The sequence below is a fragment of the Pseudomonas sp. LAP_36 genome, from assembly GCF_019456785.1.
GTDB lineage: Bacteria > Pseudomonadota > Gammaproteobacteria > Pseudomonadales > Pseudomonadaceae > Aquipseudomonas > Aquipseudomonas tritici.
Genome location: NZ_JAHZMS010000008.1, coordinates 192,808 through 209,585 on the forward strand (window position 1 = coordinate 192,808; position 16,778 = coordinate 209,585).

General features: G+C 60.7%; 15 protein-coding genes and 1 tRNA gene. 9 read left to right on the forward strand and 7 right to left on the reverse strand.

Features of this window, described 5'->3' with window-relative positions:
- Positions 1-16 precede the first annotated feature (16 nt).
- From JBO08_RS23025 to JBO08_RS23060, 8 genes are all read left to right on the forward strand, one after another.
- Positions 17-1,261, forward strand: a complete 1,245-nt coding sequence (locus JBO08_RS23025; RefSeq protein WP_065872285.1) for an MFS transporter — start codon at positions 17-19, stop codon at positions 1,259-1,261.
- Positions 1,262-1,276: 15 nt separating this feature from the next.
- Positions 1,277-2,461, forward strand: coding sequence for an aminotransferase class V-fold PLP-dependent enzyme (locus JBO08_RS23030; RefSeq protein WP_065872286.1), 1,185 nt, complete (start codon positions 1,277-1,279; stop codon positions 2,459-2,461).
- 85 nt (positions 2,462-2,546) lie between these two features.
- Positions 2,547-3,062, forward strand: a complete 516-nt coding sequence (locus JBO08_RS23035; RefSeq protein WP_065872287.1) for a sigma-70 family RNA polymerase sigma factor — start codon at positions 2,547-2,549, stop codon at positions 3,060-3,062.
- A complete protein-coding gene (locus JBO08_RS23040; protein WP_065872288.1) occupies positions 3,063-4,040 on the forward strand; it encodes a FecR domain-containing protein in 978 nt (325 codons plus the stop codon).
- Between the two features lie 101 nt (positions 4,041-4,141).
- The gene (locus JBO08_RS23045; RefSeq protein WP_220074967.1) at positions 4,142-6,556 is read left to right on the forward strand and encodes a TonB-dependent receptor; all 2,415 of its coding nucleotides are present in this window, start codon (positions 4,142-4,144) and stop codon (positions 6,554-6,556) included.
- 64 nt (positions 6,557-6,620) lie between these two features.
- On the forward strand, positions 6,621-7,775 hold the full coding sequence (locus JBO08_RS23050; protein WP_065872290.1) for an ABC transporter substrate-binding protein: 1,155 nt from the start codon (positions 6,621-6,623) through the stop codon (positions 7,773-7,775).
- Entirely contained in the window at positions 7,772-8,818 is a 1,047-nt protein-coding gene (locus JBO08_RS23055; protein WP_065872291.1) for an iron ABC transporter permease, read from the forward strand. Before JBO08_RS23050 ends, JBO08_RS23055 begins: the two co-directional genes overlap by 4 nt.
- Positions 8,812-9,567, forward strand: coding sequence for an ABC transporter ATP-binding protein (locus JBO08_RS23060; RefSeq protein WP_065872292.1), 756 nt, complete (start codon positions 8,812-8,814; stop codon positions 9,565-9,567). The genes JBO08_RS23055 and JBO08_RS23060 overlap by 7 nt, the downstream gene beginning before the upstream one ends.
- A 432-nt stretch (positions 9,568-9,999) precedes the next feature.
- Here JBO08_RS23060 and JBO08_RS23065 read toward each other — a convergent pair.
- The 7 genes from JBO08_RS23065 to JBO08_RS23095 form a co-directional block, all read right to left on the reverse strand.
- Positions 10,000-10,075, reverse strand: a tRNA-Gly gene (locus JBO08_RS23065).
- Positions 10,076-10,138: 63 nt separating this feature from the next.
- Entirely contained in the window at positions 10,139-10,699 is a 561-nt protein-coding gene (gene pgsA, locus JBO08_RS23070; protein ID WP_049708976.1) for a CDP-diacylglycerol--glycerol-3-phosphate 3-phosphatidyltransferase, read from the reverse strand.
- Positions 10,700-10,732: 33 nt separating this feature from the next.
- Positions 10,733-12,556 carry an excinuclease ABC subunit UvrC gene (uvrC, locus tag JBO08_RS23075; RefSeq protein ID WP_065872297.1) on the reverse strand — a complete coding sequence of 608 codons (1,824 nt, stop codon included), beginning with the start codon at positions 12,554-12,556 and terminating at the stop codon, positions 10,733-10,735.
- Position 12,557: 1 nt separating this feature from the next.
- The gene (uvrY, locus tag JBO08_RS23080; protein ID WP_003190387.1) at positions 12,558-13,199 is read right to left on the reverse strand and encodes a UvrY/SirA/GacA family response regulator transcription factor; all 642 of its coding nucleotides are present in this window, start codon (positions 13,197-13,199) and stop codon (positions 12,558-12,560) included.
- A 166-nt stretch (positions 13,200-13,365) separates the two neighbouring features.
- On the reverse strand, positions 13,366-13,716 hold the full coding sequence (locus JBO08_RS23085) for a helix-turn-helix domain-containing protein (protein WP_065879971.1): 351 nt from the start codon (positions 13,714-13,716) through the stop codon (positions 13,366-13,368).
- Between the two features lie 92 nt (positions 13,717-13,808).
- Complete coding sequence (locus JBO08_RS23090) at positions 13,809-14,240, reverse strand: GNAT family N-acetyltransferase (protein WP_065872299.1); 432 nt, start codon at positions 14,238-14,240, stop codon at positions 13,809-13,811.
- Complete coding sequence (locus tag JBO08_RS23095; protein ID WP_065872300.1) at positions 14,241-14,990, reverse strand: carbon-nitrogen hydrolase family protein; 750 nt, start codon at positions 14,988-14,990, stop codon at positions 14,241-14,243.
- Positions 14,991-15,598: 608 nt separating this feature from the next.
- Here JBO08_RS23095 and JBO08_RS23100 point away from each other — a divergent pair.
- The gene (locus JBO08_RS23100; protein WP_065879972.1) at positions 15,599-16,678 is read left to right on the forward strand and encodes a 3-deoxy-7-phosphoheptulonate synthase; all 1,080 of its coding nucleotides are present in this window, start codon (positions 15,599-15,601) and stop codon (positions 16,676-16,678) included.
- Positions 16,679-16,778 lie beyond the last annotated feature (100 nt).

Sequence of the window (16,778 nt, forward strand, 5' to 3'; positions counted from 1 at the left end):
CGATCGAGGCCGTCTCATGTCCCAAGCAGGTGCCATCCAGGGTTCAAGTGTGAGAATCCTTATTTATCTTCTGTTCGCGATCCAACTGGTCTCCATGGGCGCGATGGAAATGAGCGGGCCGTTCTGGCCCGTGCACCTGCGCGGGCTGGCCTCTTCGGAGTCGATATTCAGCTTCGCCAGCATCGCCGTGTACGTCGGGCCGATGCTGGGCATCATGCTGACCAGTGCATTCTGGGGCCGCATCGGCGATCGCTACGGCCACAAATTAATGATGATCCGCGCACTCGCGGGGTTGTCCCTGACCCAGCTCGGGCTGGCGTTTTTCAGTGACATCTGGGTCATCCTGGTCCTGCGTTTTCTGCAGGGCGCCTTTGCTGGCTATATAGCCCCGGCGCAGGCTTACGGGGTCAGTATCGAAGCCCCGTCGCGACGGGCCCGGTTATTTGCGATCCTGCAGATATCGACCAATGTCGGCTCACTGCTGGGCGCGGTCGTAGGCGGCCTGATCCTCGATTTCGCGACGTTTTTCTGGATCAATATCGTCGCCTCAGTGCTCTGTGCACTCTGTACCGTCATCGCCGCCGTGACGTTGCCGGATGTGCCTCCCGTACCGAAAAAACCGGCGGTGGCCACCCGCGCGCCGGCCGCAGGCACCGACAGCGTATGGCGCAGCTCTCCCCTGCTGTCGCTGCTGTGTGTCATGGGGATCCTGCTGCTGGCGCGCATGTTGCCGCAGACATCCTTTTCGCTGTACGTGAGCTCGACGTTCGAGGTCAGCAACTCAGTCGTCGGCCTGTGCTATGGGTTGCTGGCCCTGGGCTTTATCCTGTCGGCAACGGCGTGGTCGCGCTACTTCGAGCATCGTTCCCAGGCAGAAACCCTGCAACGCATCACGTATATCGTCATGGGCTGCATTGCCTTGACTGCCGTGGCAGGCGTAACGCGCAGCCCCGTGGTATTTATCGTTGCCTACTTCATTTGGGGGGTGCTGCTGGGGGCGACCACCCCTGTGCTGATGGCATTGGTCTCGAAAACCGCTGACAGCTCGCGACAAGGCTACGTACTGGGTATTGCTCAAAGTACGGCGCAGTTCGCCTCGATTGCCGGCATCTCCATTGGTGGCTTGCTGAGCCAGGTCTATGGCCTGCAATACACCTATCTTTTCGTGTGCCTGGCCTATGCAGTGGCGCTGATTCCCATGATCGCGTTGCGGTACTGGTCGGTGTCCGCGCCTTCCAATCGCGTTGCGGACGGCGACTGAACAAGGAGTGAGGGTGTGAACGTTGAACAACTGCGTGCCGACACACCGGGTGTCGAGCATTTGATCCATTTCAATAATGCCGGTGCGGCGCTGATGCCTGAGCCGGTGGTCCAGGTCATCACTGGGCACTTGCAACAGGAAGCGCGCCTCGGCGGGTATGAAGCGGCCGCCCAATGCGCGGCTGAACTGGAAAATGTCTACGCCGCCATCGGGCGCCTGATCAATGCGCGTCCCAATGAAATCGCAGTGGTCGAAAACGCCACCCGGGCCTGGGACATGGCGTTCTATTCACTGGCGCTCAAGCCCGGCGATACCGTGCTGACATCAATGACCGAATACGCCGGCAACTACATCCCATACCTGCAATTGAGGCAGCAGCGCGGGATCGAGATCCGGATCATCCCCAACGATGAACACGGCCAGGTGTGCCTCGCGGCCTTGGCGACCCTGCTTGAAGACGAGCGCGTCGCCCTGGTATCGCTGCCGATGATCGCCACCAATGGCGGGCCTGTGCAACCCGTCGAGCAGATCGGTGCCCTCGCCCGGGCGGCGGGCGTATTGTTCCTGCTGGACGCTTGCCAGGGGGTGGGGCAGGTACCGATCGATGTGCAAAAGATCGGCTGCCATATGCTCACCGCCACCAGTCGAAAATATCTGCGCGGGCCCAGGGGCATGGGGTTCCTGTACATCGAGCCGTCCCTGTGCCAGCGCTTGGAGCCGGTTTTTCTTGACCTGCACGCGGCCTCGTTGCTCACGGCGGATAGCTTTAAAATTCGCACTGATGCCCGACGTTTTGAAAATTGGGAATGCAACGTCGCGGCCAAGCTGGGCCTGGGGGCGGCGACGGAGTATGCGCTGGCGCAGGGCATCGAACCGATGTGGCAGCGCATCCAGCACCTGGCAGGCTACTTACGCCATCGACTGACGGAAGTGACGGCTATCACTCCCCAGGACCTGGGACCTGTAAAGTCCGGCATCGTAACGTTCAGTCATCGGTACAGCAGCGCCCCACAGGTGCAGCAGTGGCTCGCCACGCAACCCAAACGTATCAACGTGAGCACCTCTAACGCAGGCTCCACCCTGCTCGACATGCAACATCGGGGCTTGCGTGAGGTCAGCCGTGCGTCAGTTCATGCCTACAACACCGAAGCCGAAATCGATTCATTGATTGACGCCTTGATACGCCTGTCACATGCCTGATCACGGGAGACAATCGCGCTTGCGCTCAAGTCGGGTTGTCAACTAGCATTGGGAATACTTCTCAATTACAAACAAATCTGCCGCCATGAGCGAAACCTCTTCCGCGAATCATCTCAATCACCTGCGTGCCATCGAGGCCCTGTACAGCGGGCATCACGGCTGGCTGTACGCCACGCTGAAGAGAAAACTGGGTAACGCCATGGATGCGGCGGATCTGGCCCAGGACACCTTCACCCGGATCCTCGCCTCACAAGTCACGGTGATTGACCAGCCACGGGCGTACTTGAGCTGCGTGGCCAAGGGCATTCTGGTCAACTGGTACCAGCGCAAGGCACTGGAGCGCGCCTACCTGGATGCACTGGCGAACGTGCCCACCCACGAAGCGCCGTCGCCCGAGGCGCACTTCATGGTGCTGGAAACCCTGCACGAAATCGACGTCATGCTCGATAGCCTTGCGCCGCTGGTCAAGCGGGCCTTCCTGCTGTCGCAGATCAACGGCCTCAAGTACGACGACATCGCCGAGCAGCTGGGTGTATCGCTGATCACCGTCAAGCGCTACATGAAACAGGCCTTCGTACAATGCCTGATGCTGGTGGAATGAATGCTCGGTCTGCGCAGGGAGCCACCGCTGGACCCGCAGGTACTCGAAGAAGCCGCCGAGTGGCTGATGCGCTTGAACGAACGCGAACTGAGCGAGCACGAGCGTGCCGAATGGGAGCGCTGGAAGGTCAGCAGCCCGGAGCGTGATCGTGCCTGGTCGCGTGCTCAATTGCTGCAGAGCAAGTTCGGCGGCCTGCCACCCTCCCTGGCGATGTCGGCGCTGGACCGGCCAAACAGCCCGGAACGTCGTGCAGCACTGGGCAAGCTGGCGATCCTGCTGGCGGTGATGCCTGTGGGTTGGGGAAGCTGGAAGCTGGCGCAATCGCAGCAATGGTCAGCAGACTACCGCACCGACGTTGGCCAGCGCCGCGAACTGACCCTGGCCGATGGCTCGCGTATCACCCTGAACACCGATACCGCTATCGACGTCGTATTCGACGACCGCCAACGCCTTATTCACCTGCGCGAAGGCGAAATCCTGGTGCAGACCGCCGTGGACAACGCCCCTCAGCCCCGGCCGTTCCTGATCAGCACCCGCCAGGGGCGCATGCAGGCGCTGGGCACACGTTTTACCGTACGAGAAGTGAGCCCACGCACGCACCTCGCCGTGATCGACGGCGCGGTGAGCGTGATATTGGCCGATAACCGCCAGACCCCACCGTTGATCGTCAACGCCGGGCAGCGCACCGACTTCTCCTCACAGACCTTTGGTGAGCTGGCGCCGACCGATCGCTATATCGGCTCATGGACCCAAGGCATGTTGATGGCCGACAAGATGCGCCTGGCGGATTTCGTCGCGGAACTGACGCGCTACCGCCGAGGCTTCCTGCGCTGTGATCCGGCCATCGCCGACCTGCGCATTTCCGGGGCCTTTCCGGTCGGTGATACCGATCGCACTTTGAGTATGCTGGTGCACACCTACCCCGTGCTGGCGAACAGTCATTTGCGCGGTTATTGGGTCACCCTGTCGCCCGCCTGATTTCACGCAAAAATAAACGGCGGTCGGGGTGATACTTTTTTCGATCTCGGCTGGCAAAGACAGGAACAGCCTTTTCCTCTCGTCCATTGGGTCCTCCTTTCATGCCTGTAGCACGGCCCCTGCGTCCGGCTCGTCCGCTCAAACCGATGGTGCACGGCGTCGTGCTCAGCCTGCTGCTGGCCGGTGCCGTCTGCCCGGCAGCATTGGCGGGCGAACCGGCCCAATTGGACGCGGTCGCTTTGCAGGCCTACCACATTGCCCCCGGCCCGCTCGGCGCAACGCTCTCAAGCTTTGCCGTGGACGCCGGCATTGCCCTGTCGTTCCAGCCGTCGCTCACGGAGGGGCTGATCAGCCCCGAACTGCGCGGGACCTACTCCACCCAGGAGGCTGTCACGCGTTTGCTCGAAGGCAGCGGCCTGGAGATGGTGTTGCGCAGCGATGGCAGCTACACCCTGGTACCGCGCCGGCTAACGTTGTCGGCGACCACGGTGGAGGCGGCGCAAAAACATACCGATAGCCTGCCGCCGGTGTACCCGGGCGGCCAGGTAGCCGAGGGCGGGCGTCTCGGCCTGCTGGGCAATACGGATGTGATGGACGCGCCCTTCAGCATCAGCACCTATACCGCGTCATTGATCAAAGACCAGCAGGCGACAACCGTAGGCGACGTGCTGGAGCGCGACTCCTCGGTCCGCTCCACCGGCCAGACGGGGGGTATCGTCGATTCATTCTTTATTCGTGGTTTTCCGGTGGGCGAAGGCAACCTTGGGGAACTGGCGTTCGACGGCGTGTACGGCGTGGCCTCCAATTACCGGGTCTTCACCGACTATGCCGAACGCATCGAAGTGGTCAAAGGCCCCGGCGCCCTCCTCTACGGCATGTCCCCCAACAGCGCCGTCGGTGGCGTGATCAACGTGGTCCCCAAGCGCTCCCTGGACGAGGACCTGACCCGCGTCACGGCCACCTATGGCCAAGACCTGCAACTGGGCACCCAAATCGACCTGAGTCGGCGGTTTGGCGAGGACCGGCGATTCGGCGTGCGCGTCAACGGCCGCGCGCAGCAGGGTGACACCGTCATCGACAAGCAATCGCGAGACGTCGGGGTGAGTGCCATTTCCCTGGATTACCAGGGTGATCGCCTGCGCACCAGCCTGGACCTGATCGCCCAGCAAGAGCAATTTGACGCGGCTTCACGGCCATTTCTGATCGCTCCCGGTGTGCCGATTCCCCACGCCGCCAACGGGCGTACCAACGTCAGCCAGGCGTGGGGCTGGTCCAAAACCCGCGACGAGTCGGCATTGCTGGGTGGCGAGTATGACGTGAACGACGCACTGACCCTGTTCGCCCATGCCGGCGGTGGGAAGTCGAACGTGGCACGCCTTTCCGACCAGACCCCGACCATCGTCAACACCGCCGGGGACACCTCGTCGATTCCCGGCTATTACAAATTCAAGGTCCGGCGCTACACGGTCGACACCGGCGCCAGACTGCGCTTCGACACCGGGCCGATCAGCCACAGCACCACGCTGCAAGTCACGCGCTATCGCGATGAGTTGTCGCGCGGCATTATTTCCGGCCCGCCGATCCTGTCGAACATTTACCACCCTATCTCCCGGCCGGAGGTAGACATTCCAACGCCTGCCACGCCGAAAGTCTCGGCGACCGAATTGTCCGGCGTCGCGGTTGCCGACACCTTGTCGATGCTCGATCAGCGCCTGCAGGTGACTGTCGGCCTGCGCAAACAGACCATCCGCTCCAACAACTATGACGCGGCAGGTGCGGTGACCACGGCTTACGACGATGGCAAGACGACGCCGCTGTTCGGGGCGGTCGTCCGCCCCTGGGATCACGTGTCGTTCTACTACAACTACCTGGAAGGCTTGAGCAAAGGCGATATCGCTCCCGTCACGGCCTCGAATGCGGGCCAGATCTTTGCCCCCTACGTCTCACGCCAGCATGAGGTCGGGGTCAAGCTCGACTACGGCACGGTTATGTCCACACTCGCGCTGTTCCAGATCACCAAACCCAGCGGCGAACTGTCAGGCACAACCTTTGCGGTACAGGGTGAACAGCGCAACCGGGGCCTCGAACTCAACGTATCCGGCGAGGCCGGCCGAGGTACACGCCTGCTCGGCGGGGTGACGCTGCTGGATGCACAACTGACCAAAAGCGCGGTTGCCGCCAACCGGGGCAATACCCCGGTGGGGGTGCCCAAGGTGCAAGCCAACCTCTGGGCCGAGTGGGACGTACCCTGGGTCGAGGGGCTGACGCTGACCAGCGGGGCGCTGTACACCGCCAGCCAATATGTGAACCAGGCCAACACCCAGCAGTTGGACCCCTGGACTCGCTTCGACATGGGCGTGCGCTACAGCACGCGTATCGCCCAGAGGCCGACGACCTTCCGCGCCACGGTACAGAACGTGTTCGACCGTGAGTATTGGTCGGGCGTCGCTTCCTATGGTGCGTTCTCTCAAGGCTCGCCACGCACCCTTCTACTGTCGACCACGGTCGATTTCTGAAACCTTCGGCCCGGCACGGCTAGCTGCACCGCCATCCGGCCCGACCACTGCAAAGGCTTTAACCATGGTTACCATTGTTCGACGCAGCCACGCCTTCGCCGGGTTGCTGTTTGCTGGTTTGTTGGGGTGGGCACTGCCGTCAGCGGCGGCCGAGCCGCAGGCAACACGCAGCACCGTCACCGACTTGCTCGGACGTCAGGTCAAGGTGCACCTGCCGGTCAGGCGCGTCATTCTGGGGGAAGGTCGTCAGTTGTACCTGGTTGCCGCGCTGGATACGCAAAACCCGATCGAGCGAATCGTCGGCTGGCGCAAGGACCTGATCCAGTCCGACCCGGACACCTATGGCGCTTACCTGCGTAAATTTCCCGACATCGCCAAAATCCCCACCTTCGGCGGCTTTGAAGACGGCACCTTCGATATCGAGCAGGCCATCTCCCAGCATCCCGATGTGATCATCCTCAATATCGAGGCCCAACACGCTACCGAGGATGCGCGATACATCGAGAAGCTCGACGCCCTGGGGATTCCGGTGGTGTACGTCGACTTTCGCAACCACCCGATGCAAAACACCGAACCGACCATGCGCCTGTTCGGCCAGTTATTCGGCAAAGAAGCACGTGCAGAAGCCTTTATCGACTTTCGTAACCAGCAGATCCGTCGTGTCACCGACGTGATCAAAGCGCAGCACCCTTCGCGCCCCGCCGTATTCATCGAGCGCATCGGCGGCTACACCGACGATTGCTGCCTGAGTTTCGGCAATGAAAACTTTGGGCTTTTCGTCGATATGGCAGGCGGCAACAATATCGCCAGAGACATAATTCCCACCACCTTCGGCCAGTTGAACCCCGAGCAAGTGATCGTCGCCAACCCGGAGCAGGTGGTGGTCACCAGTGCCAACTGGGAAGCCTTTGCCCCCGGTGGCCATTGGGTCGGTGTGGGCCCCGGTGCCGACATGGCGCAAGCCCGGCGCAAATTGGCCTGGTACACCCAGCGCCCGGCCTATGCCGGGATCAAGGCGCAGGATGACCAGGCGTTCCATGCGATCTGGCATCAGTTCTACAACAGCCCTTATCAGTTCGTGGCCATCCAGCAGTTGGCCAAGTGGTTTCATCCGACATTGTTTACCGACCTGGACCCTGAAGCCTCGTTTCGCGAATTGCACGAGCGATTCCTGCCGGTGCCCTATGAGCCTGGGTACTTCGTGAGCCTCAAGCCATGAGCGCCGTGATTCAACGCGACACCTACCGGCGCCTGGTGCTGCGCAAGCGCCTGATCCTCGCGGGCCTGGCCCTGCTGCTGTCGTGCAGTGTGCTGCTTGACCTGGCTCTGGGGCCGGCGAGCTACAGCTTCAATGAGGTGCTCGGTGCACTCTTTGCGCCGGACAGTGCGCCGGCACAGGTTCGCGTGGTGATGTGGGACATCCGCCTACCGATCGCCCTGATGGCGGTTGCCGTGGGTGCGGCGTTGTCACTGGCCGGCGCGCAGATGCAGACCATCCTCAATAACCCGCTGGCCAGCCCCTTCACCCTGGGCATTTCCGCCGCCGCCAGTTTTGGTGCGGCCATGGGGCTGGCGTTTGGTGTGGCGCTGTTTCCATTAGCGGCGCAGTACATGGTGCCGGTCAACGCGTTCATCATGGCCATGCTTTCGGCGCTGCTGATTCACTTTCTGAGCATGCGTCGCGGAGTCACCGCAGAAACCATCGTGCTGCTGGGTATCGCCCTGGTGTTCACGTTTAACGCGTTATTGGCTCTGGTGCAGTTTTTCGCCACCGAGCAAGCCGTAGCGGCCGTGGTGTTCTGGACCATGGGCAGCCTGACCAAAGCCACCTGGCCCAAACTGGGGGTGATCTGCCTGGTGATCGTGATCACCCTGCCGATCTTTGCCAAACGAGCCTGGGCCCTGACCGCGCTGCGACTGGGCGACGACAAGGCCGCCAGTTTCGGGATCAACGTGCGCAGCCTGCGCTTCCAGACGCTGATCATGGTCAGCCTGCTCGCCTCGTTCCCCGTGGCCTTTGTTGGCACCATCGGCTTTATCGGGCTGGTCGGCCCGCATATTGCGCGGATGTTGATCGGCGAGGACCAGCGCTTCTTCCTGCCGGCCTCGCTGCTGACCGGCGCACTGATTCTGTCCGCCAGTTCAGTGGTGAGCAAAACCCTGATCCCCGGCGCCATCTTCCCGATCGGGGTGGTCACTTCACTGATCGGCGTGCCGTTCTTCATATCTCTGATCCTCAGCGGGAAGAAAAACTCATGGTGAAGATTCAGCTGCAAGACCTGGGTGCCCGCTATGGCCAGCGCACGATCATCCGCGGCGTTACCACTGCCGCGTTCAACGGCGGCCAGGTGGTCGCCGTGGTGGGCCCCAATGCCGCGGGCAAATCCACCTTGTTTAAACGCATGGCCGGGCTGATCGATGGGCCTGGACAGGTGATCCTGCAGGACTCGAAAAAGGGCCAGCAAGGCATCTGCTACATGCCCCAGGGCTTGAATGCCAGTGCACGGTTGACGGTCTATGAATCGGTGCTCCTGGCCCGCAAGCAACTGTCGCCGCAATGGACCGTCCACGATGACGAACTGAATCTGGTGGACGAAATGCTCGAGGCCCTTGGCATCAGTGACTTGTCCTTTCGCAACCTCGGCGAACTCAGCGGCGGCCAGCAGCAACTGGTGTCAATCGCCCAGACCTTGGTGCGCGAGCCGGAAATCCTGCTGATGGACGAGCCCACCAGCGCCCTCGATATGCATCGTCAGGTGCAAGTGTTGAACTTCATGAGCGCACTGGCCCGCAAACAGAAGGTGATCGTGTTTATTGCCCTGCATGACCTGAACCAGGCGTTGCGCTTTGCCGACCAGGTATTGGTGATTGCCGACGGCACCGCGCAGGGCAGCGGCGCGAGTCATGAGGTGATCACCGAACACATGCTTCGCGAGGTGTACCAGGTTGAGGCGCGGATTGAGCAATGCAGCCGTGGGCAACGACATATTTTGATCGATGGGATAACTTGACAGCAACCCAACGCGCGCCAGCAAGCGCGACAGACGACTCGCAAGTATCGCTAGAGCGGCGAGCTCCGGCCCCAGCAACATGCGGATTATGGGCGCGGCAATGCATCAAGGTCGTAAGCCTGCACCCCTGCTGGAGGCCGGCGTGATCAGCGGTTGTTTTTTCTGGGGAGCTACAGCAGCGATAGGCGTTTTAGCCGTCTTGGCACGGGAGGATATCGCAGGAGTCGTCGATGGACACTCGTCTGAAGACCTGAGAGGACCCAGCAACAATACAAATTTGAGCCTGTCCGTTAGACAGTACTTAAAACGATACTTAAACGTACCGGATTGGATTGCCCTGGATTTCAGTGTTTTCCCGCAGAAACGAAAAAAGACGCCTAAGCGTCTATTTCGTGGATCCCAGTGCCCAATGGACATCCGCAGATCAAATTTTGGAGCGGGAAACGAGACTCGAACTCGCGACCCCGACCTTGGCAAGGTCGTGCTCTACCAACTGAGCTATTCCCGCGTCTTGGTGGTGCGCATTCTATAGAAATATCAGAACCCGTCAACCCCTTGATTCAAAAAAGTTTTATTTCTTTTCAACAGTGGTACGCAGATGCGGCCAGGCGGCGCGCAAATACTGGAGCATGGACCACAAGGTCAGGCCGGCGGCGATGAGCAGCAAGGCATAGCCGGTCAGGACCCAGAAAGAGAAATCCGACGGGTTGGCCAGCAGAATCACCAATGCGAGCATTTGCGCGGCGGTTTTCCATTTGCCCATGTTGGAGACGGCCACGTGGGCGCGGGCGCCGATTTCAGCCATCCATTCGCGTAGGGCCGACACCACGATCTCGCGGCCGATGATCACCGCAGCCGGCAGGGTCAGCCACAGGTTGCCGTGTTCCTGCACCAGCAGGACCAGGGCGACGGCCACCATGAGCTTGTCGGCCACGGGGTCGAGGAACGCGCCGAACGGGGTGCTCTGCTCCAGGCGACGTGCCAGGTAGCCGTCGAGCCAGTCGGTGGCGGCGGCAAACGCAAACACCGAGCTGGAGGCCATATAGCTCCATTCGTACGGCAAATAGAACAACAGAATGAAAATAGGGATAAGCAGGACGCGTAGAACGGTGATCAGATTAGGGATATTCATCGGCACAACTGGCTACGAGGTGGAAAGGGCATTCTATTCGCTATGCAGGTTCGCATAAATCAACTCAGCGAGCTTTTTACTGATACCGGGTGCTTTGGCTATTTCGTCAATGCTGGCACGGGACAGCTCCTGCAAGCCACCAAAATGTTTTAGCAAGTCGCGACGCCGTGTCGGCCCAACCCCCGCCACCCCTTCCAGGGTTGACGTTCGCCGGGTTTTACCTCGGCGGGCACGGTGGCCGGTAATGGCGAAACGGTGGGCTTCGTCGCGGATCTGCTGAATCAAATGCAACGCAGGCGAGTCGCCCTTCAAGGTGAACTCGTGGGCGGCATCATTCAAGTACAACGTTTCGAAACCGGCTTTGCGTGTGGCGCCCTTGGCCACGCCGAGCAGGATCAGGTCGGGCACGGCCAGTTCGTTGAGCACGTCGCGAGCCATGGACAGCTGGCCTTTGCCACCGTCCACCAGCAGGATATCGGGCAGTTTGCCCTCGCCGTCCTTCAGCTTGCTGAACCGTCGCGTGAGGGCCTGGTGCATGGCCGCATAGTCATCGCCAGCGGTGACACCTTCAATGTTATAGCGCCGGTAATCGGATTTGATCGGCCCTTCCGGCCCGAACACCACGCAGGACGCCACGGTGGCCTCGCCGCTGGAGTGGCTGATGTCGTAGCACTCAAGACGCTGTGGCGGCTCGTCCAGGTTGAGGACTTCGGCCAGGGCATCGAAGCGTGCTGCGACATGCTGTCGATTGGCCAGGCGCGCTCCCAGGGCCTGTTCGGCATTGGTCACGGCCAATTGCTGCCAGCGCGCGCGGGTGCCGCGTACGCGGTGGCTGATATCCAGCTCGCGGCCGCGCAGTTCGTGGATCGCCTCGATCAACGTGGGGAAGTCTTCATGCACCACGTTGACGATCAGCTCCGCTGGCAGGTCGCGCTCGGGGCTGCTGACGTAGTACTGGCCAAGGAACGCCGCCATGACTTCGGCGACCTCCTCGTCGATACCGGTCTGCGGGAAGAAATTCTTACTGCCCAACACCCGCCCGCCACGCACGCTGATCAGGTGCACACACGCACCACCCGGGTTAACGAAGGCTGCGATCACGTCGACGTCGCCGGTACCGCCTTCCATGCTCTGCTGGTCCTGCACGCGACGCAGCAGGGAGATCTGATCGCGCAGTTCGGCGGCCTTCTCGAAATCCAGGGTGCTGGCAGCTTGCTCCATGGCGCTGGAGAGTTCGTCGGTGAGCGCATTGCTGCGTCCTTCGAGGAACATCACCGAATGGCGCACATCCTCGGCGTACTCGGCCGGCTCAACCAGTCCCACGCAGGGTGCCTTGCAGCGTTTGATCTGGTACTGCAGACACGGCCGGGTGCGGTTCTTGTAGAAGCTGTCTTCGCACTGGCGCACAAAAAAGGTCTTTTGCAGCAGGCTCAGGCTTTCGCGGATCGCGCCGGCGCTGGGATAGGGTCCGAAATACTTGCCCTTCGACTTCTTCGCGCCACGATGAATGCTCAGGCGTGGGAAATTACCGTCGGATAAATACACGTAGGGGTAGGATTTATCGTCACGCAGCAGAATGTTGTACGGCGGCCGCCATTCCTTGATCAGCGTCTGCTCGAGCAGCAACGCCTCGGTTTCATTGGCGGTGATGGTGGTTTCGACCTGGGCGATACGCGCCACCAGCGCAGCGGTCTTGGGCGCAAGACCGCTCTTGCGAAAGTAGCTCGCCAAACGGTTCTTCAGGTTCTTGGCTTTGCCGACATACAGCAGGCGCGCCTCACTGTCGAACATGCGGTACACGCCGGGGCGGCCACTGCAGGTCGAGAGGAAAGCACTTGGATCAAACAATGTGGTCATGTCAGGCGCTGGCGTCCACCATGCCGTGGCGCACCGCGAGCAGGGTCAATTCAACATCACTGCTGATGGCGAGCTTCTCGAAAATGCGATAGCGGTAGGTGTTGACGGTCTTGGGCGACAGGCACAGCTTGTCTGAAATCGTCTGCACCTTCTGGCAACCGACAATCATCAAGGCGATCTGGATTTCCCGTTCCGACAGCGCATCAAATGGCGAGTCGCTGGTGGGCTGGAAGGATTTGATGGCCAGTTGCTGGGCAATCTGCGGACTGATGTAACGCTGGCCCGCAAATACCAGGCGAATCGCTTGCACCATCTCCGCCAGGCCTGCGCCCTTGGTCAGGTAACCGGCCGCACCCGCCTGCAACAGGCGTGTCGGGAACGGGTCCTCTTCACACACGGTCACCACCACGACTTTGATGTCCGGGTGGCTGCGCAACAACTTGGTCGTGGCGCCAAGACCACCGATACCAGGCATCTTGACGTCCATCAGCACCACATCGGGTTTCAACTCCCGGGCCTTGATCAGGGACTCTTCCCCGGACTCGGCCTGGCCGACTACTTGCAGGCCATCGATGTCAGCCAGCATTCGTGTAATGCCTGTACGAACGAGATCATGGTCATCGACTACTAGCACCCTAATCAAGCAGACACCTCGCGATATGGTCTTATAGGTTGCTGAACACCTTAGCAAAAAACCTAGGCGCAGACCTAGCTGCAAGCGTCATATATATAGCGTTAGCACACACAGTAGCCGCCCAGTGCGGGCCGGACGGCTCAATTTTCTGGGCAACAGGTCAGGAATCCCGGGGCTACGGCATGGTTTTACCGTTATGCGTCACACAATGCTCGGCAAGGCTAGACGTCAAACGACGGATTGCAGCCTGGTCTTCCTTGAACATCGCGCGGTAGTCCCCCAGTACTTTTTCTTCAATCTGGCTGAGATTCTCCAGTTGAAGCGGCGTGGTTTCACCGGTCAGCACGTACAACACGTCTACACCTCTTTCGGCGACACGCGACAAGTAGTCGGCCTTGGGCGCTCGCCCTCCGCTTTCGTACTTACCCTGTGCGTTGGCTTCAACACCGCCAATTTCACCAAACACTTTTTGCGACAGGCCAAGTCGCTCCCTTTCTTGTCTCAAACGCGAACCAATTCCACTCATTTGAATGCATATTCCTGTTTGACACGTTGAAGCGACAACAAGAAAGTCGCCTGCTGTACCCAGTATGCGCTTATTAGAATGGACCACAGGGATTAGCTCGATTGACAGGCACGCTCCATGCGCCAGAAGCAATCCTCTTCACCCACAACGTTCAGCCCACTGCGCTGATAGAGCTGCCTGGCAGGATTACCCTTGAACACCGTCAAGCGTAACAAACCCAAGGCTTGAGCCTTGATTGCCATCTGCTCCAATACCCAACTGCCCGCGCCCAGCCCGCGACACGCCTCGAGCATATGCAACTCACGGATATAGAGCGCGCGACTGTCGCGGCTCAGGCTGATAAAACCCAGCACGACGTCATCATTGCAGATCAGCCAGTTTTCACGGCCCGCCCAGGCAACATCAAAGCCATCGTTGGACCACACCAGGCCGTATTGCACGTAGTAGCGGCTCATGGCTTCGAAAGTCAACGTCCGCGCGAACGCCAGGTCGTGGTCCGTCGCCGCGCGCAAGTGGAACGCCATTTAGAGAGCAACCACTTGGCCAGCCCACACGTCGTCAACACGACGGGCAATCACCAGCGCGTCGCCAACACCGGGAGCGGCGGCCAGCAAACCGCCATCAGCCGCCCAGATGGCGCTGCGACCGGCGCAAACATAGCCACCGGACGGACCGCCATGGTTGGCCATCAACACCAGCAGGCCATGCTCAGCCGCATAGCCCTGGAGTAACGCGCTGTCCGTTGCGTAGCCGCCCTCGCTCACCAGCACGCCAGCGGCGTAGACAGTGGCGCCCGCCTCCGCCGCCAGGCGCGGATGACTGGCGTGGGAGAAGTCCGCGCACACGGCCAATGCTATCTGCTCATCCTCCCACTCGAGGGCCGCACCGCCCTGGCCTGGGACGAACGCAACCTCTTCGCCTGGGTGCAAATGCTGCTTGGTATAGAGCGCCAGGGAGCCATCCGCGCCCAGTACCAGCGCGCCAATCAACACACCGGCATCGGGTGCGAGGCGGACAGGCATTCCCACTACCGCCGTCAATCGCAACGCCCGGGCTATTTCACGCAGCGGCGCCAAGACTGGGTCATCTGGCGTAATCGCCAAACCGGCAGCCAATGACGGCTCGTACCCGGTCAACGACAGCTCGGGAAATACAAGTAATTGCACATTATGTTCGGCCGCCACGTGCATGAACGCCACGTGCCGTTCGATATTGGCCGGCACATCACCCGCAATGGAAATGGATTGAGCCGCAGCAAGGGTCAGGGCAGTCATGGTCGCGTCCAAGCAAATTGTTGAAGTGTTACAAGCATATCCCGGCCGATAGCAGTAAGTACCCCGGCACGATAGAAATTTCTGATTGAATCCCCCCGCGTGCCTCTAGTAAGCTGCCCCCATCATTTGGAGACATACCGTGTTGCAACTCACCCACACTCAGGTTTGCCCTGCTGCCAGCGCCCCGCGCCTGGTATCGGCTACCCGCGTGAACGGTTCGAGCGCAGCGGCATGCTTTTATTTTGGGTATTGGTTTAGCCACTGGCGCGCCTGATACCTGAAATCGGCGCCCACTACTCAAGGGGTCGCCTACCAGAGAAATCTAACCCCCGGTCGGCTCCCCGACCGGGGGTTTTGTTTTTTCAGGCCTCCATCAATTTTGCAAGAACACTTAAAGGACTCATGACATGAACTACGCCACCTATTACCGCTACGACACTTCCACTGCATGGCGATTTAGCAAGCTCCGCTCGGGACAGCCTGCCGCCTCCGATCGGTCACCTATTGGTGGCACACCAGCGCACGTAGCCGATACGGCCAATTGTCGAACACCCCAGTAGGGCAGAGCGCGCGGGAATAGCCCGCCGCTTGCCCAGGAAGCCTTGAATATGAACACTGCCACCGCCGCCCTGCCCCTCTCTGCCCTGACCAGCGCCAATGAAGCCCTGACCCAGCGCCTGCCCAGTGCGCTTGAGTTGAAACACAAGCTGCCGCTCAGCCCGTTCCTCAACGAGCAAGTCCACGCCCATCGCCAAGCTGTGCGCGCCATCCTCAATGGCGACGATTCACGGTTGCTGGTGATTGTCGGCCCGTGCTCGATCCACGATCCGAAATCGGCCATGGAATACGCGCGCAACCTGAAGAAGCTCGCGCTTGAAGTCAGCGACCAGATGCTGCTGGTGATCCGCGCCTACGTCGAAAAACCGCGCACCACCATCGGCTGGAAAGGACTGGCCTACGACCCCCATTTGGATGGCAGCGATGACATGGCTGCCGGCCTCACGCTGTCGCGCGAACTGATGCGCGAAATGCTGCGCCTGGGCCTGCCGGTAGCCACCGAGTTGCTGCAACCCATGGCCGCCGGCTACTTCGATGACCTGCTCAGTTGGGTCGCGATTGGCGCGCGCACCACCGAATCGCAGATCCACCGCGAAATGGCCAGTGGCCTGGGCATACCCGTGGGTTTCAAGAACGGCACCGACGGCGGTGTGGCGATTGCCTGTGACGCGATGCGCTCGGCTTCACACCCGCACCGCCATTTCGGCGTCGACAGCCAGGGCCACCCGGCGATCATCCAGACCCCGGGCAACCCCGATACTCATTTGGTACTGCGCGGCGGTCACCGTGGGCCGAACTACGATGCGCAAAGCGTGGCGCAGGTGAAGCACGACTTGGCCAAATCCAAGGTGGCGGCGCGGATCATGGTCGACTGCAGCCATGCCAACAGCGGCAAGGACCCGTTGCGTCAACCGGCCGTATTCAACGACGTACTGGAGCAACGCCTGCAGGGCGACACCGCGCTGATCGGCATGATGCTCGAAAGTCATCTGTTCGAAGGTTGCCAGCCGTTGAGCGCGTCGATGAAGTACGGTGTGTCGGTGACCGATGGTTGCCTGGGCTGGAGCGGCACCGAGCAACTGCTGCGCAGTGCGGCGGAGCGGTTGCGCGAACAACACAAAGCCAACTGACGGATGGAGATAAAAATGTGGGAGCTGGCTTGCCTGCGATCGCGGTACATCAGCTACAGACTTTTAGCCTGACACGCAGCCATCGCAGGCAAGCCAGCTC

Coding starts and splice junctions, on each gene's coding strand:
- JBO08_RS23025 (WP_065872285.1), top strand. CDS start 17: ATGTCCCAAGCAGGTGCCATCCAGGGTTCAAGTGTGAGAATCCTTATT.
- JBO08_RS23035 (WP_065872287.1), top strand. CDS start 2,547: ATGAGCGAAACCTCTTCCGCGAATCATCTCAATCACCTGCGTGCCATC.
- JBO08_RS23040 (WP_065872288.1), top strand. CDS start 3,063: ATGCTCGGTCTGCGCAGGGAGCCACCGCTGGACCCGCAGGTACTCGAA.
- JBO08_RS23045 (WP_220074967.1), top strand. CDS start 4,142: ATGCCTGTAGCACGGCCCCTGCGTCCGGCTCGTCCGCTCAAACCGATG.
- JBO08_RS23050 (WP_065872290.1), top strand. CDS start 6,621: ATGGTTACCATTGTTCGACGCAGCCACGCCTTCGCCGGGTTGCTGTTT.
- JBO08_RS23055 (WP_065872291.1), top strand. CDS start 7,772: ATGAGCGCCGTGATTCAACGCGACACCTACCGGCGCCTGGTGCTGCGC.
- JBO08_RS23060 (WP_065872292.1), top strand. CDS start 8,812: ATGGTGAAGATTCAGCTGCAAGACCTGGGTGCCCGCTATGGCCAGCGC.
- pgsA (WP_049708976.1), bottom strand. CDS start 10,699: ATGAATATCCCTAATCTGATCACCGTTCTACGCGTCCTGCTTATCCCT.
- uvrC (WP_065872297.1), bottom strand. CDS start 12,556: ATGACCACATTGTTTGATCCAAGTGCTTTCCTCTCGACCTGCAGTGGC.
- JBO08_RS23085 (WP_065879971.1), bottom strand. CDS start 13,716: ATGAGTGGAATTGGTTCGCGTTTGAGACAAGAAAGGGAGCGACTTGGC.
- JBO08_RS23090 (WP_065872299.1), bottom strand. CDS start 14,240: ATGGCGTTCCACTTGCGCGCGGCGACGGACCACGACCTGGCGTTCGCG.
- JBO08_RS23095 (WP_065872300.1), bottom strand. CDS start 14,990: ATGACTGCCCTGACCCTTGCTGCGGCTCAATCCATTTCCATTGCGGGT.
- JBO08_RS23100 (WP_065879972.1), top strand. CDS start 15,599: ATGAACACTGCCACCGCCGCCCTGCCCCTCTCTGCCCTGACCAGCGCC.